Annotated in this window: 15 protein-coding genes; all 15 read right to left on the reverse strand. The window is 27.8% G+C overall.

What is annotated here, in order from left to right:
* Positions 1-8: 8 nt before the first annotated feature.
* Positions 9-3,509, reverse strand: coding sequence for an acyl-[ACP]--phospholipid O-acyltransferase (locus tag ALEK_RS15900; protein ID WP_071628081.1), 3,501 nt, complete (start codon positions 3,507-3,509; stop codon positions 9-11).
* The gene (locus ALEK_RS15905; RefSeq protein ID WP_071628082.1) at positions 3,509-4,147 is read right to left on the reverse strand and encodes a MerR family transcriptional regulator; all 639 of its coding nucleotides are present in this window, start codon (positions 4,145-4,147) and stop codon (positions 3,509-3,511) included. The genes ALEK_RS15900 and ALEK_RS15905 overlap by 1 nt, the downstream gene beginning before the upstream one ends.
* Before the next feature lie 109 nt (positions 4,148-4,256).
* On the reverse strand, positions 4,257-5,138 hold the full coding sequence (gene rarD / locus ALEK_RS15910) for an EamA family transporter RarD (RefSeq protein ID WP_071628083.1): 882 nt from the start codon (positions 5,136-5,138) through the stop codon (positions 4,257-4,259).
* 94 nt (positions 5,139-5,232) lie between these two features.
* Entirely contained in the window at positions 5,233-6,927 is a 1,695-nt protein-coding gene (locus ALEK_RS15915) for an ATP-binding protein (protein ID WP_071628084.1), read from the reverse strand.
* Positions 6,928-7,029: 102 nt separating this feature from the next.
* Positions 7,030-8,796, reverse strand: a complete 1,767-nt coding sequence (gene arsA, locus ALEK_RS15920; protein WP_071628085.1) for an arsenical pump-driving ATPase — start codon at positions 8,794-8,796, stop codon at positions 7,030-7,032.
* A gap of 1 nt (position 8,797) precedes the next feature.
* Positions 8,798-9,121, reverse strand: a complete 324-nt coding sequence (gene arsD / locus ALEK_RS15925; RefSeq protein WP_071628086.1) for an arsenite efflux transporter metallochaperone ArsD — start codon at positions 9,119-9,121, stop codon at positions 8,798-8,800.
* On the reverse strand, positions 9,121-9,522 hold the full coding sequence (locus ALEK_RS15930; RefSeq protein WP_071628087.1) for an arsenate reductase ArsC: 402 nt from the start codon (positions 9,520-9,522) through the stop codon (positions 9,121-9,123). Before ALEK_RS15930 ends, arsD begins: the two co-directional genes overlap by 1 nt.
* 10 nt (positions 9,523-9,532) lie before the next feature.
* On the reverse strand, positions 9,533-10,666 hold the full coding sequence (locus tag ALEK_RS15935; RefSeq protein WP_071628088.1) for a response regulator: 1,134 nt from the start codon (positions 10,664-10,666) through the stop codon (positions 9,533-9,535).
* Between the two features lie 161 nt (positions 10,667-10,827).
* Positions 10,828-11,346: a manganese efflux pump MntP gene (locus ALEK_RS15940; RefSeq protein ID WP_197950425.1), complete on the reverse strand. Its 519-nt coding sequence runs from the start codon at positions 11,344-11,346 to the stop codon at positions 10,828-10,830.
* A gap of 36 nt (positions 11,347-11,382) precedes the next feature.
* On the reverse strand, positions 11,383-12,654 hold the full coding sequence (locus ALEK_RS15945; protein ID WP_071628090.1) for an arsenic transporter: 1,272 nt from the start codon (positions 12,652-12,654) through the stop codon (positions 11,383-11,385).
* Between the two features lie 73 nt (positions 12,655-12,727).
* Entirely contained in the window at positions 12,728-13,081 is a 354-nt protein-coding gene (locus ALEK_RS15950; RefSeq protein ID WP_071628091.1) for a gamma-glutamylcyclotransferase family protein, read from the reverse strand.
* The gene (locus ALEK_RS15955; protein WP_071628092.1) at positions 13,081-13,389 is read right to left on the reverse strand and encodes an ArsR/SmtB family transcription factor; all 309 of its coding nucleotides are present in this window, start codon (positions 13,387-13,389) and stop codon (positions 13,081-13,083) included. Before ALEK_RS15955 ends, ALEK_RS15950 begins: the two co-directional genes overlap by 1 nt.
* 93 nt (positions 13,390-13,482) lie before the next feature.
* Positions 13,483-14,163 carry an MOSC domain-containing protein gene (locus tag ALEK_RS15960; RefSeq protein ID WP_071628093.1) on the reverse strand — a complete coding sequence of 227 codons (681 nt, stop codon included), beginning with the start codon at positions 14,161-14,163 and terminating at the stop codon, positions 13,483-13,485.
* A gap of 3 nt (positions 14,164-14,166) precedes the next feature.
* Entirely contained in the window at positions 14,167-14,883 is a 717-nt protein-coding gene (locus ALEK_RS15965) for an LrgB family protein (protein ID WP_071628094.1), read from the reverse strand.
* Positions 14,880-15,230: a CidA/LrgA family protein gene (locus tag ALEK_RS15970; protein ID WP_071628095.1), complete on the reverse strand. Its 351-nt coding sequence runs from the start codon at positions 15,228-15,230 to the stop codon at positions 14,880-14,882. Before ALEK_RS15970 ends, ALEK_RS15965 begins: the two co-directional genes overlap by 4 nt.
* Between the last annotated feature and the right edge of the window lie 11 nt (positions 15,231-15,241).

Genomic DNA, 15,241 nt, shown 5'->3' on the forward strand with positions numbered 1-15,241 from the left:
GCTTTATTTTATACTAAAGATTTTGCAAGAGTATTAGCTTCTTTAAAATTCTTTTTTCCTGTTCCTAATTTTGGAATATCCTCAACTATTTTTATAATACTTGGAATCATTAATTTATTATCAAATGTCTCAATCATTTTTTCTTTTAATCTTGAAATCTCATCTTCTTTAATTCCTGAAATTAATAAAACAACTTTTTCACCTTTTTTATCATCTTCTAGGGTTGTAGTGATAAAGTCAATTTCATTCTCTTCTTCATCACTAATAATAAGTTTTGAGATTCTAGACTCAATTGCTCCTAAACTCACCATCTCACCTGCAAGTTTAGCAAACCTTGAATATCTATCTACAATAGTTAAAAAGCCATGAGAATCAAGCTTACCCTTATCTCCTGTAATATAAAAAGTTTGCCCTTTTATTTTGATTAGAACTTGTGATGTTTTTTCTTTATCTTTTAAGTAACCTTTCATTACTTGAATACCAGAAATTACAATCATTCCTTCCTCACCTGTTTCTAACTCTTTGTGAGTATCTGGGTCAATAATTTTTACTTTTGTTCCAGGGATTGGCATACCTACACTTCCTACTTGTGTTCCTACTTGAAGTGAATAATCAGGAGCTAATACATTTGGTAAATTACACGAAGCAACTGGTGTTGTCTCTGTAACTCCATATCCTTCTAGAATATCTTTTCCAAATTTCTTTTTAAACTCAGCTCTAACATCATCTCTTAACTTCTCAGCTCCAGCAACTGTGTATCTTAAAGTCTCAAACATTAAAGGATGTACTTTAGGATTCTTTGTATATAACCTATAAAATGTTGATGTTCCTGTCATAATTGTTGCTTTATATTTATGAACTAACTGCCCTATTCCTAGGCCATCAGTAGGGTCTGGATGAGCCACACATTTGATACCTTCAATCAAAGGTAAAAAAGTAGTTACAGTAATACCAAAGGCATGGAATATTGGTAATGAGCCAACTAGAGTATCATTATTAGTTACATTTAAAATTGCAGCAATTTGTTGAGAATTTCCTACAATATTATCACTTGATAACTCTACACCTTTTGGAGAGCCTTCGCTACCTGATGAGAATAAAATCACAACTGTATCATCTTTTTTTATTGGTTTTAAATGAATAGATTTTAGAATAAAACTTGGTAAAAACTTCACAGATAAAAGTGTTGTTAAACCTTTTATTTTTGAAATTTGAGTTTTTAAATCTTCTACATAAATCACATCAACTAACTCTAATATCTCTTTTAAATCAATACCTTTTGTTTCTAGTTTTTCTACAAACTTAGAAGAAGCAACTATTGTTTGAACTTCCGCTTTATTTATAGCTTCTTTTAATGACTTTATCTCGGCTGTATAGTTTAGATTAACAACTGTTTTTCCTAACATTAAAGTAGAATAATTTATAAAAGCCCCAGCAGCAGTTGAAGGAAGTAATAATCCAATATTTTGACCTTTAACTCTTGGCTTTAGTAAGTCTTTGAAAAGAATTGAAACTGTTAAAAATTTATTTCCTGATAACTCTAAGCCAGTTGAATCAGCAAAAATCATATCCCCTGATACTTCTTTTAATCTATCAAAGATTGTTTCACTTAAAGTATCTAAGTTTTCAATATGATTTTTCCATGATTTAGCAGATAAATTTACTACTTCATTTTTCACTGTAATTACATTTGCGTTCTCTTTTTTCATAACTTTTGAAAAAGACACTGTAACGCTGTTTGTTCTATATGATTTTTTGAACTTTTTACTAGCTCTTGAGAACATCGATTCCCATAAACCTCTAATATAAAAATTCACTACTTTTACATCATTCTTTGTCATAGCAAGAATTAATTCAAAACCTTTTTTAAACTCTCCTAAGTGACCATTTCTTGTAATTGAACCTTCTGGAAATACTACAACCATATTACCTTCATCTAATTCTTTTGCAATAGTTTTAATAGTTGATTTACTAGAAGCACCTGAAATAGGAATAGCTTTGAACATTTTTAGTAACCAATTTAGATACCACTTATCATAAATAGGTTTATGCATTACAAATTTCACTTCCCTTGGACTTGCCATTAAAATTACAGCCCAATCAATCCAAGATACATGATTACCAAGTAATAATACTCCTCCACTTGCTGGAATATTTTTTACTCCATCTACTTCTAATTTATACTTTAAACCAACTACTGATTTTACAAATAATAGAAGCATTGATTGAGGTAATTTATATACTGTATAAATTGTTCCAAATAGAGTAATAAATAAAATCAAATAAATAGTATTTTTAGGATCTAAATTATATAAAGATACTGTTGTTGTTAAAGCAAGCATAAAGAACATTGCAAGAGAATGGAACCAGTTATTTCCAGCTAAAACTGTACCTAATATTCTTTTTTTAGCATTAAATTGAATTAAAGCATTTAAAGGAACTACGAATAATCCTCCAAAAATACCAAAGAATAAAAAACTAAGAGCAAGGAAAGATGCTGATTCAACTATTGTTGAAATATAAATCGTTACAGCCATACCAATTGATGCAATTGGAATAGTTCCAACTTCAATATAGTGTTTTGATATTTTTGAATAAATAGTTGCTCCAATAGCAATACCAATTCCAGAAGCTGCTAATACTCCATTAATTACAAATACATCTGTGATTTCTAAATACTGTTTTGCAAAAGATGGGAATACTGCCATTAAACCTTGAGATACTCCCCAGAAAACTGATAAACCAATAACTGATAAGAAGATTGTATTATTTGAGAAAATTGTATGAATATTTTTGGCTAATAATTTACCTTGAATGAACTCTTTTTTATCTAAAGATAGTTTTTCATTTTTCACATAAGAAGTTTTTACTCTTCTTAAAATAAATATAGAAGTTAACATCTCTAATAAAGCAATAGGAGCAATATAATAAGTTAAAGATATTGTTGCATCAAGTAAGGCTTCTTTGCTGCTAAGGGCTTCTAAATTATTTGATATATAAAAACTCTCAAAGAAAAAAGATCCACTACCTATACCAAATAAAATAGCAATAATTGAAATGGCTTGTAATGCAGAGTTTCCTTTTGCTAAGTTTTTTTTACCCCAAATATCAAGAATAATACCGAACTTTGCAGGGGAATAAATAGCACTTTGAACAGCTAATAATACAAGATTGAACATTGCTAAATAAAAGTTTCCACTCATATATGAAAATATCATTAAAACAGATAAAACAAATGATGAAATAGCCCCATAAACTAGGATATCTTTCTTATTATATTTATCAGATAGATAACCACTTAGAGTAAATAAAAGTAAGAATGGAATAATAATCATTGCATTAATTATTGAAATCCAAACAACTTGTTCACTTCCATCAAAAATTTTAAAAGCTATGTTTTGTAAAAGTACTTTATGTGATACATCTACAACTGCATTACAAAAAACTACAAATAAAAATGCAAATTTTATTAAAACAATATTTCCTAGGTTATCTTTTAATTTTCCCATTATATATCCTTCTTAAATTCTTCTATTGTATGACGATTAAAAATATATGGTTTGAAAGAGTTTAGAATATCTAAAACTAAAATTTCAGGTAAAAATCCAGTTTTTTCTAATACTTTTGAACTAAGTTCTCTCTCTAACATAGCAAGTTTTTTACTTGTTTGTACATATTCATTAATAAGTTGTATTGAAATATCAAAACGTCTAAGCTCAGTAAATGTTTTAAGAACTTCTATTTCTGTTTTAAAATAGATCTCTTTATCATCAATTAAATCTAATTTTATTGCTTCTTCAACATTTAAATCTAATAAATCTTTTTTTGATATTGGATTTTTTATTTCACTTGAAATCATTTGTATTGATTGAAGAATTAAATCTGCTCTATCATCAAAATTTATATTGTAATAGTCAAATAATTCTTTAATATAATCAATTGAAAAACTCAAATTGTCTTTGAAGTATTTGATCATATTTAATACTGTAATTGTGATTTCTGGATAATATTTCATATTTTTTGAAGTGCTTAGGCTATTTGGTAATAGACCTTTTTTATGATAAAAAGAGATTGTATGGTTGCTTAAAGCTGTTTGTTCAACCAATTCACTCATTTTATAGTAATTTTTATCATCAATAATTTTCATTCTCTAATTCCTTAAAGTTAAGAGTTAAACTCTTTACTTTTAAAAGTATAGATAAATAAAAATAAAAAGTCAAGAGTTGAACTCTTTACTTTTTATATTTTTGGCAAAATTATTTTGATTTTTTCTTGAAAGAATCTAATGAGAAGATAAGTAAAGCTATCCAAATCAGAGCAAAAGTAACTAACTTATCAAAGTTAAACTCTTCATTATAAACAAATACTGCAATCAAAAATGCAACTGTAGGACCAATATACTGGAAGAATCCTAAGGTTGCTAGTTTCATTCTTCGTGCAGCTCCATTAAATAAAAGAAGAGGTATTACGGTAATTAGACCTGTTAATGTAAGCATAAAAGATACATAAACTGTGCTATTTTGGATAAATGCAATTCCATCTGTATTTAATAAATAAAGTAAATACATTAGTGAGAAAGGAAGAAGAATAAGTACTTCTATGAATAATCCAGTAATAGAACCTAAGTTGATTTTCTTTCTTATAAGCCCATATAATCCAAAAGTTATAGCTAAAGATAAAGATAAAATAGGAATATGTCCTAGGGCAAAAAACTGATAAATTACAGCTAATGAAGCAATGGCTACTGCAATATTCTGATTTCTAGTCATTCTTTCATTTAAAAATAAAAATCCTAAAAGTACATTAATCAAAGGATTAATATAATATCCCAAAGATGCCTCTAAAATCATATTATTTGAAATTGCCCAAATAAATATTAACCAGTTAGTTGAAGCAAATAAGGTTGAGAAGAATAAGTATTTTAATTTTTTTAAATCAACTATTGTGATTAAAAAAGATTGTAATTCTTTTTTAAAAAATAAAAAAGGTAAAAGAGTTAAAAATGAGAATATAACTCTATAAATAAGTACTTCAATGGGCTCAACTAAAGCTACTTGTTTGAAATAAATAGGTGAGATTCCACCCCAAAATAAAAATGCAAATATTGCGTAAATTTGTCCTAATCTAGCTTCTGTCAAAATATACTCTTTAAAATAGTTTTTTGAAACTATACCACAATAAATAGATAATTTTAGTAAATATAATTTATATTAAATTTATAATTATAAGAGTTTATATTTTCTTAAATTCTATAATAAACTCAACTCCATTATTTTCTTCACTATTACAAATAATTCTACCAAAGAGTCTTAAATTAACAAGGTTATAAACAATATTCAAGCCTAATCCTGTTCCACCTTTATTTCTTTTTGTAGTAAAGAAAGGTTCAAATATTTTATTAATATTTTCTTTTTTTATACCTTTTCCATTATCTTTATAAATTATAAAAATATATCCATCTTTTTCTTTACATTCAATAGTAATTTTTCCTATCTTTTTTTCACAAAAAGCATGAATTGTAGAGTTCATTATTAAGTTCGTAAGAAGCTGAGCAAATACCCCCGGATATGAATTTATTCTAATATTATCATCCCCTAATATATCAACTTCAATTTGTGTTTTTTTAAGAATATTACTAAGACTTAAAATTGTTTCTTCAAAATAAGACTTTAAATTGAAACTTCGTTTTTCATCATTTGTTTGAGCAACTGATACTTTTTTAAAACTTTTAATTAAAGAGGCTGTTCTATTAAGATTTGAATAAATTAAATTTCCTATTTCTAGACCCTCTTCAATAAAATCTTCAAAATCTTTTTGAGTCATTTCATCTTTATCATATTTTATTTTTATCTCATCAGTAACTTTTAAAAAGTGACTAATACCAGTTAATCCCACACCAAGAGGAGTATTAACTTCATGGGCAACTCCAGCAACTAAACCACCTAAGGAAGCTAGTTTTTCTGATTCTATTAATCTTTTTTGAGTTTGTTTGAGATTATCCAAAGACACTTCTAACTCTGTATTAGAATCTTCTAGTTCATTTTTTGTACTCTCTAAATTATTTATTGTCTCTTTTAGACTTAATCTCATACTATCTATATTTGAAGATAAAATATCTAGTTCATTATTTTCTTTTAATTGTAATTGACTATCTAAATCCCCATTTTTTATTTTACTTATATAGGTGATGATTTTATTAAGAGGGCTTAAAATATTGTTGTTTATTAAAAGATACACCATAGCTAATAAAATAATTAGAAATGCACAAATAATAAAAGTGGTATTCAATGTATTTTTCTTATTTGCAAGAACCATATCTTCTATAGAAACAACCATTTCTAGAATTCCACCCACATCATTTAATTTCCAATCACGTTTAGGAGAACTCTCGATTGCATTATGACAAGACACACATGAAGGGGTTGAAAATATATCAGGGATAGCAACTCGTACACTATCTTTACCTTTATAAATTTCTCTTTTATAAAAGACCTCATTTCTATTTTCTTCTAAAAAGGGAATAGAGTCTTTCTCAAAGTCATCTAATACTCTCCGTTCTCTAATAGGAAAAGGGTAATTACTATAGAACTTAACATATGTTCCTGAGTTTTGTTTATTTATATAAGTACTTAGTTCTTGCATCATAGTAGCGGGTAAAGGAACCATACCTTCTTTTCTTTGGGCAAAAATATCAATTTTAGCATTTGAGTATTTTGAGAGGACACTTACAATTTCATGATTATAATATTGTCTTAGATATTTATATTGAATAAGACTATTTTTAGAGTGACTTACCGTAGCAGAAACAATATTAGTTTCATTTTTTACAATCAAGAAATTGTAAATTATTATGGACATAACAACAGTAATGATTAAAATTGGAAGAAGTAATTGTTTTTTAATACTTTTTTTAGTCAAAGTCTTCATACTATTCTTCCTTTTCTAAACCTTGTATTAATTATAGCAAAGAACTTATCAACATATATTATAAAATAAAGAGAAAATAAATTCTCTTTATTTTTGTAAAAATTATATTAGTTTATTTAAAGTCTCTTCATTATTAATTTCTTGAGCAATCCAAGGTGAAAGAACTAGATTTGAAGATAAATCATTTTTAATTTCATTTATATATTTTAATTCATTTAAACCTTTTTGACATAAAAGATTATTTGAACTATTTGTAAGTGCAAAACTTCTATTTACAACCCAAGAAAAAGGAGTAATCCCAGCTCTTTTTAGATCATCTTGTAAATCTTTTGCTTCATGAGTAGGAGTAGCTTCAGCAAGAGATACTAATAAAATCTTAGTAAATTTATTATCTTTAATTCTAGGAATTAATGATGTTAATTCATCCCCAATTTCATTATTAGAATTTTTTAGAACTTCTTTATGATATGCACTTGAAGCATCAAGTAAAAGTAAAGTATGTCCAGTTGGAGCAGTATCAAGTACTACAAATCTATCTGTAGCTTTTGCAACTGTTTTAGCAAAGGCTTCAAAAATTGCTATCTCTTCAATACAAGGAGAGCTTAACTCTTCTTTTAATAAAGCCATATCATCAGCACTTAACTTATTCACATTTTTAGAAATCACATCATCAACATGTCTTTTAGTTTCAACTTTTGGGTCAATTTTTTCAATAATTAGATTTTCATTGTCTTGTTGAATATACTCTAAATGTGCCGCTGGATCTGTAGTTGAAAGAGTAACTTTATGCCCTCTTTTAGCTAAAGTTGAAGCAATCATAGAAGCAATAGTAGTTTTACCTACTCCACCTTTTCCCATAGTCATAATCAAACCACTTTTATCAGCTTCAAAAGATTTGATTAAATTTTCCCATGAATTAACTCCATGAAGTGAAATTTCTAAAGCAGAAGATAAAGCCTCTTTTACCCCTTCAAATTCACCTGCAATTTCTTCGTCTACTATACTTCTTAAACTTTTAACGCCAACAACACCATTTGGGTAAAAACCTATTTCTGTGTTATCTATGTTTTGTAGGTTTGAAGAAATTGAAGAAATAGCTTCTTTTGATTTTAAAGAGAAAGCTTTTGAGATTTCATCTTCATCAGTACTTTTAAATACTCCATTTATTACTAAATGTTGATTTTTCATACCTTGTTGTTTTAACTCATCACTTGCATTACTAGCTTCTAAAAGTGATAATTTCTCAGCACGTGAAACTAAAATAAGAAGTGTTTTTTCTTTATCTTTTAAATTCTCAACTACATTATCATATAGTTTCTTATATTCAGAAAGTCCAGATACTGGTCCTAAACAAGAAGATCCAGTTTGATTATCAGCAATAAAATCATTCCAAGCAGAAGGTAATGCTAAAAGTCTTAAAGTATGTCCAGTAGGAGCAGTATCTAAAATAATATGGTCATAAGATGAAACAATATCTTCATCTCCTACATATTTTGAAAACTCATTAAATCCTGCAATCTCAACAGTACAAGCCCCACTTAGTTGCTCTTCCATTTGATTAATAGCTTCAGCAGGTAAAATACCTCTATAAGGCCCTACCATTTTCTCTTTATATTCATTTGCAGCAACAACTGGATTAATATTCATTGCAAATAAGTTATTCACTTTATTTACTTGAACAGGTGTTGATTTTAATTTTGTATTTAATACCTCATCAAGATTTGATGCAGGGTCAGTTGAGATTAATAATACTTTTTTACCTTCATCAGCTAAGGCAACAGATATAGCACATGACATAGATGTTTTACCAACCCCTCCTTTTCCAGTGAAGAAAAGAAATTGAGGTATTTTTGAAAGTAAATTTTTCATATTAGAATTTTGCTACAAAAGAAGCTAGCCCAAGCTTTGAGCTTAATTGTGGAACTGATGGATAATCTTTTGAAAATACAAGTTCATCATCTACAAAAAATAAAGGAAGAGAATCAACACCCTCTTCTTTTAATATTCTAGCAACTTCAGAATTTGCTACATACTCACCAGGTTCAGTAGTAAGTCCAAATCTATTCACTTCAAATTTTGATTTATCAAGTGTATTTAAAAAGTTTGCTAGTTGAACTAATCTTGTATCAACATCTGTACCACATACACCAGTTGGACAACACATAGCTGGGTCATATATTTTTAATATTTTCATTATTTTAAAGCCTCAATAACTTTTGGAAGTAATACTTCTTCAATTTCAGAATATGTATCTTCAAAGGCATCAAAACCTTTTCCATCTGGATCTTCAAATCCAACATGAATAACTTTTACTGCTTGTGGGAACATTGGACAAGTTTCATTTGCATGGTCACATACAGTTACTACTAAATCATATTTATTATCAATAACTGTATCAATAGTTTTTGAATGATATGAATCACTCCAAATACCTTTTTTTGTTAATAACTCTTTTGCATTTGGGTTTACTCTACCACTTGCTTTTACACCTGATGAATCAGAAGAGATTCCGTCTAATTTAGCATTTATAAGTGCTTCAGCAATAATACTTCTACAAGAGTTTCCTGTACATAAAATTAAAACTTTCTTATCCATTTTTTTCCTTTTAAATCTGGGTATATTTTCTTGTTATCTTATCAATCTCTTCACTATGAAAAGATTGAAAATTATCTAATCTTTTTTCTTGTTCTATTAATTTTTCTTCTAACTCAAGGACTCTTTTTTTACTTTTTTCTAATTCCCAAAGAGTTTGTTGAGCACAATCTACTCCATCATCTATTCTTTTTTGATATTCACAAATAAGTTTAAGATGACATTCTTCTTTTTCTTGATACTTATGAGCTAACTCATCATATTCTGATTTTATATGTTTACTCAATTGATCATTTTTAAAAGTGTTTGTTTTCATAGAAATTATATGTTTTTTTAATTTCAAAATTTCACTTTTATATTTTGTTGTTAAAGTAGCAAACTCTATATATTTTTCAATCTTACCTTTTATATTAACAATTGGTAATATAATTGAAAAAGTATAATAGACTTTTCCACTTTTTGTAATCTTTTTACGTTCACCACTCCATACTTTTCCAGTTGAAGTGCTTTTTTGCATTTCATCAAAATCTTTAAATCCAGAATCTTCTTCACTTATCATTTTATGTTTCATATGACAAAGTTCATCTAAATTATATTCAGAAGTAATCAAATATAAATCATTGGCATAAGTAATATAACCATCTAAAGCAATCTCACATACTAGATTTATTGAATCTAATATAGACATAAACTGTTTTAGTTCATACTCGTGTTTTTTAACATCATATTTACGTTGTTTCTCTTCCATTAATAAAGAAATAATTTTAAATGTTGTATTAAGTTGCATAGGCTTAGCAATATAATTTGTCACATTCAATTTAATTAACTTTAACAATAATTCTGAATTTTCAAAAGCTGTAGATATTAAAACAGGAATTTCCCAATTTACTTTTCTAATTTTTTTTAGAAGGTCTAATCCATTCATTCTATCAAGATCAATATCTGTTAAAATTACATCTATCTCATTTTGAAATTCCACAAACTTTTCAAAGGCATCCATTCCATCTACTGCCACTATGACTTTAGATAAAAAACCATCAAATATTTCAAATGCTTCTGTTCTTGTTTTTTTATCACTCTCTACATACAAAATAGTTGTACCTTGTAGAAACTCTTTTTTAAAACTACACTCTAAGTCATTTTCCATAATACTTCCATCGGATTTTAATTTTATTTAATTATTTTTTTAAATTGTAGCACATACTAAATTAAAATAATTCTTAAATACCAATTAAATACCTTTTAAATGGTAGATGATACATATTATTAACAATAAATAACTTTTATATATTTTTATAAAATCTTATTTTATATAACTGATACTCCTTCTAATAATATTTTAAACCCTAAGATTATTAATATTATTCCACCGAGATATTCTGCTTTATCTTCTAGGAAACCACCTAAAAACTTCCCAATATAAACAGCTATTACACATAAAACAAAAGTAATAGCAGTGATTAGAGAAACTGCATATAATATATCTGTTTCATTAAATGAAAATGTAATACCAACAGCTAAAGCATCTATGCTTGTAGCAATTGCTAAAATTAGTAAAGTTTTATTTTTTAAATCCTTTACTTCATCTTCAAAATTATCTTCTCTTGCTTCTTGTATCATTCTGTATCCAAGATATACAAGAATTATAAATGCAATATAATGGTCAATACTATCTACAAAAGAAGCAAATAGATTTCCCATAAAAAAACCAAGTAAAGGCATTAGCCCTTGGAATATTCCAAAGAATAATGCAATTTTTATTACATCAAAAAAATTAATATTTTTATATTTACTTCCACTTGCTATTGATACTGCAACTGAGTCCATTGCAAGGGCTACTGCTATTAAAATTAACTCCAAACTCTAAACTACCATTGCAAGAGATAGTAATACTATTAAAAGTACTGGTGGAGTAATAATAAGACCAAATTTACTATATTGAGCAAATGAAATATTCACACCTTTTTTAGATAAAACATGTAACCAAAGTAAAGTAGCTAATGAACCAAATGGTGTCATCTTAGGCCCTAAGTTACATCCAATGATATTTGCATAAGCAAGTGCTTGATTTACATTTTCACCCATATTGTCTAAAGCTATATCCATAATCATAACAGTTGGCATATTATTCATAATAGCAGATAAAAAGGCTGATAAGAAACCAGTTCCAACAATTGCAAGAGTATCACCTCTCCCAGATAAATCTTGTAACACTACTGTTAAATAATCCGTAAGTCCCGCATTTTTAAGTCCATAAACAACTATATATAATCCAATACTAAACCATACTACTTGCCAAGGAGCTTCTTTGATAATGTGTTTTGGTTCTACTGTTTTAAATGCTGTTGCAATTACTAAGAAGATAACTCCTCCTCCAAGTGCAAACACTGCAACTGGTAAATCATAAGCATCTCCTACAAAGTATCCAGCTAAAAGTACTGCTAAAAATACCCAAGATAGTTTGAATAGTGTTTTATTTTTAATAGCAGATTCTGGCTCTTTTAATAATGAGATATCAACTTGTTTTGGAATATCTTTTCTTAAAAGCAACCATAAAAAAGCAATAGAAGCTAGTACACTTATAATATAAGGAATTAACATATTTGATATATACTCAGAGAATCCAATATCAAAATAATTAGCTGTTACAATATTTGTAAGGTTTGAGAATACTAAAGGTAATGAAGCACTATCAGAAATAAACCCACCTGCTAGTAAAAAAGCAATGATTGATTTCATATTTAGTTTTAAAATTCTCATTTTTGCAAGTAAAATTGGAGTTAAAATAAGTGCTGCTCCATCATTTGCAAATAAAGCAGAGACAAAGGCTCCTAATAAAATAGAATAAATAAACATCTTCATTCCCGAACCATTTGAAAACTTTGCCATTTTAAGTGCACACCATTCAAAGAATCCAATTTCATCTAAAACCATAGATAAAATGATAATTCCAATAAACGATAAAGTTGCATCCCAAACTATATCTGTAACTATTAATACATCTGAAAAACTAACAACTCCTAAAACTAAAGCAACAATTGCCCCAATAACAGCTGTTGTTCCTATTTGTAAATCTTTTGGTTGCCAGATTACAAAAATAAGTGTAATAATAAAAATTGCACTTGCTAATATCATATTTTTTCCTAAATTCTATTTTTATATATCAAGATATGTTGATATATTTTAATAAAAAAAAGTAACCTTTTGGTTACTCTTCTTCCATTTCTATTACTGCTTTTTTCAAAGTATAAATATATGTATCCACTTCAAATTCATCATGTCGCTCAACTGTCACAGGTGTTCTTTGAAACTCTGCACCTTCAAACTCATCTAAATAATCCCAATGATTAATTAGATTTGAAGAGTAGAATAAATATCCATGAATTGTATCTCTTTGATCATCTAGTCTAATTCCTGGATAACCCATACCTGCTGACCATCCAGCATCTACAAGTTTTCCTCTAACAGTTGCAGGAACAAACTTACCTACAATCTCTTCTAACACATGTCCATTTGGACAATTTGGCATCAATGTACCATATACAAAAAGTGTTTCAGTCATTATGTATTACAAGCCTTTATTATATTTGGTAATTCAATTTCTAGTGTCATTATCTCTTTTAAAGCCTGAGTTCTAAACTCATCAAGGGGAGCACGTACAGAATAATAAGCCCATCGCCCTTCCCTATCAACTCTTAAAAAGCCAGCCTCTTTTAGAATTTTTAAATGACGTGAAAGTCTAGATTGAATCATATCAAAAGAGTGTTCTAAGTCACATACGCAACATTTTCCATGAATATACATAAATTTCAATAGTTTTACTCTTGTTTCATCATTAAGTGCTGAAACAGATTTTAGAAATATATCCAAGAAAACTCCTTTTTTAATATTGTATTTTTTATTTGTGGAAGTATATCCAAAAAAGTTTAACATATCAAGATATCTTGATGTATTATTTTTATTTTATTCTTTATCTTTTTGGAAAGATTCTAATCCAAACTCTTTATTTTTGTATCTTTTCAATAAATCATCCCTATAAAATGGCGATAATTCAGGAACTTCAAGTATCTCTTTTATCTGCTCTTGATTCTCTTTTGCATTATAATAACACTTATTAATATATTCAATATTTAGATTTTCATGTTTTCTTATTTGTAGTTTGAACTCATCTTCTTTACAGATTTTACCTTCTTTTATAACTCTTAGATAAAATCCACTTCGCCCTTCTTTTACTATAAGAGCTGTTAGTTTTTTAATACCTAAAATAGAAGAGATTATCCAACAAGGTTGTCTTGGTTGTGACACTTCAAAAACAGCTTCCCCACAAGAGAATCTATCTCCTAAACAAATATCTTTATCATCACAATCTAAAAGTGTTATATTTTCACCTAAAGCACAAGTTGGAAGATTTATATTATGTTTTTCTTTGAAAAAATCATAAGAGCCTTGAGTAAATACACATAAAGCTCTTTGAACTCCTCCATGTACTTCTTTATCACTTTGATTATCCTCTTCTAATCCTTGAAAATTAACATACTGTGAACCATTTATTGGCTGTTTTTTATATGAAGTTTTATATGTTTTATTTTTCTTTTGTAGCTGTTCTTCCAAGCCTGTATAAATCTCTTTTATTTTATATGTCATTATCTAACCTTTTAAAAACTGAATAATTAGGGGCAAAAATATTGCTGTAAATATACCACTTAATCCCATGGCTAAAGCTGAGAAAGCTGCTGCCTTTTCACTTATCTCAATAGCTCTTGCAGTTCCTATTCCATGCGATATAAGTCCAAGAGCAAAACCTTTTGAAGTATCGTGTTTAATTTTTAAAAGTTTAAAAATACTTGTTCCTAATAGGGCTCCAATAACTCCAGTGATAATTACAAAACCAACTGCAAGTGAAGGGATAGCTCCTATTTGCTCAGATGTTATAATAGCAATTGGTGCAGTAATTGACTTCGTTGTCATTGATAATATAGTAGTAAGTTGTGCATCTAAAGCCCATAATAAAATTACTGCTATTACAATTGAGAATACTCCTGCAACAATTAATGTAATCATAATAGGTATAAAAAGTGATTTTATATATTTTAGATTATTGTACAAAGGAAGAGCAAGTGCTACAGTTGCAGGGCCTAAAAAGAAATGAATAATCTCTACACCTTTAAAATACTCTTCATATGAAACTCCACTTATAAATAAAACACTCATAATAATTGTGTATGCAACAATGATTGGTTGTAATAAAGTATGTTTATTACACTTTTCATAAATTATAATTCCTAGTTTAAAAGCCCCTAAAGTTAAGATCAGCCAAATAAGAGGAGTTTGATTTATATAGTTTATTAATGCCTCAAAATTCATTTTTTACTCTCCTGCTTAATTGTTAAATAATCCATAAGTTTTGCAGAAAATGCTAAAGCAACTATCGTTCCTATAAATAGAGATATAAAAATAGCCCAAAACTCTTTTGAGATAATATCTACTTGAGTAATAATTCCCATTGCTGCTGGAATAAATAAAAGTGGTAAATATCTTAAGTGTAAAAACACAGCAGAATCTAAACTTGGGAAACTTGATTTTCTAATCATTAAAAAAATCAACATCAAAACCATTCCAATAACAGGCCCAGGAACTAATAACTCAAATAATGTAGTTATACATTCCCCTATAAATTGGAATATTAATAGTGTAATAATACCTTTTAACATATACATATCCT

Source organism: Poseidonibacter lekithochrous, assembly GCF_013283835.1.
In the GTDB taxonomy this organism is placed as follows: Bacteria; Campylobacterota; Campylobacteria; order Campylobacterales; family Arcobacteraceae; genus Poseidonibacter; species Poseidonibacter lekithochrous.

Bases quoted from the DNA above. Each gene is read 5' to 3' on its own strand.
- ALEK_RS15900 (WP_071628081.1), bottom strand. From the start codon at position 3,509: ATGGGAAAATTAAAAGATAACCTAGGAAATATTGTTTTAATAAAATTT.
- ALEK_RS15905 (WP_071628082.1), bottom strand. From the start codon at position 4,147: ATGAAAATTATTGATGATAAAAATTACTATAAAATGAGTGAATTGGTT.
- ALEK_RS15915 (WP_071628084.1), bottom strand. From the start codon at position 6,927: ATGAAGACTTTGACTAAAAAAAGTATTAAAAAACAATTACTTCTTCCA.
- arsA (WP_071628085.1), bottom strand. From the start codon at position 8,796: ATGAAAAATTTACTTTCAAAAATACCTCAATTTCTTTTCTTCACTGGA.
- arsD (WP_071628086.1), bottom strand. From the start codon at position 9,121: ATGAAAATATTAAAAATATATGACCCAGCTATGTGTTGTCCAACTGGT.
- ALEK_RS15930 (WP_071628087.1), bottom strand. From the start codon at position 9,522: ATGGATAAGAAAGTTTTAATTTTATGTACAGGAAACTCTTGTAGAAGT.
- ALEK_RS15935 (WP_071628088.1), bottom strand. From the start codon at position 10,666: ATGGAAAATGACTTAGAGTGTAGTTTTAAAAAAGAGTTTCTACAAGGT.
- ALEK_RS15940 (WP_197950425.1), bottom strand. From the start codon at position 11,346: ATGGACTCAGTTGCAGTATCAATAGCAAGTGGAAGTAAATATAAAAAT.
- ALEK_RS15945 (WP_071628090.1), bottom strand. From the start codon at position 12,654: ATGATATTAGCAAGTGCAATTTTTATTATTACACTTATTTTTGTAATC.
- ALEK_RS15950 (WP_071628091.1), bottom strand. From the start codon at position 13,081: ATGACTGAAACACTTTTTGTATATGGTACATTGATGCCAAATTGTCCA.
- ALEK_RS15960 (WP_071628093.1), bottom strand. From the start codon at position 14,163: ATGACATATAAAATAAAAGAGATTTATACAGGCTTGGAAGAACAGCTA.
- ALEK_RS15965 (WP_071628094.1), bottom strand. From the start codon at position 14,883: ATGAATTTTGAGGCATTAATAAACTATATAAATCAAACTCCTCTTATT.
- ALEK_RS15970 (WP_071628095.1), bottom strand. From the start codon at position 15,230: ATGTTAAAAGGTATTATTACACTATTAATATTCCAATTTATAGGGGAA.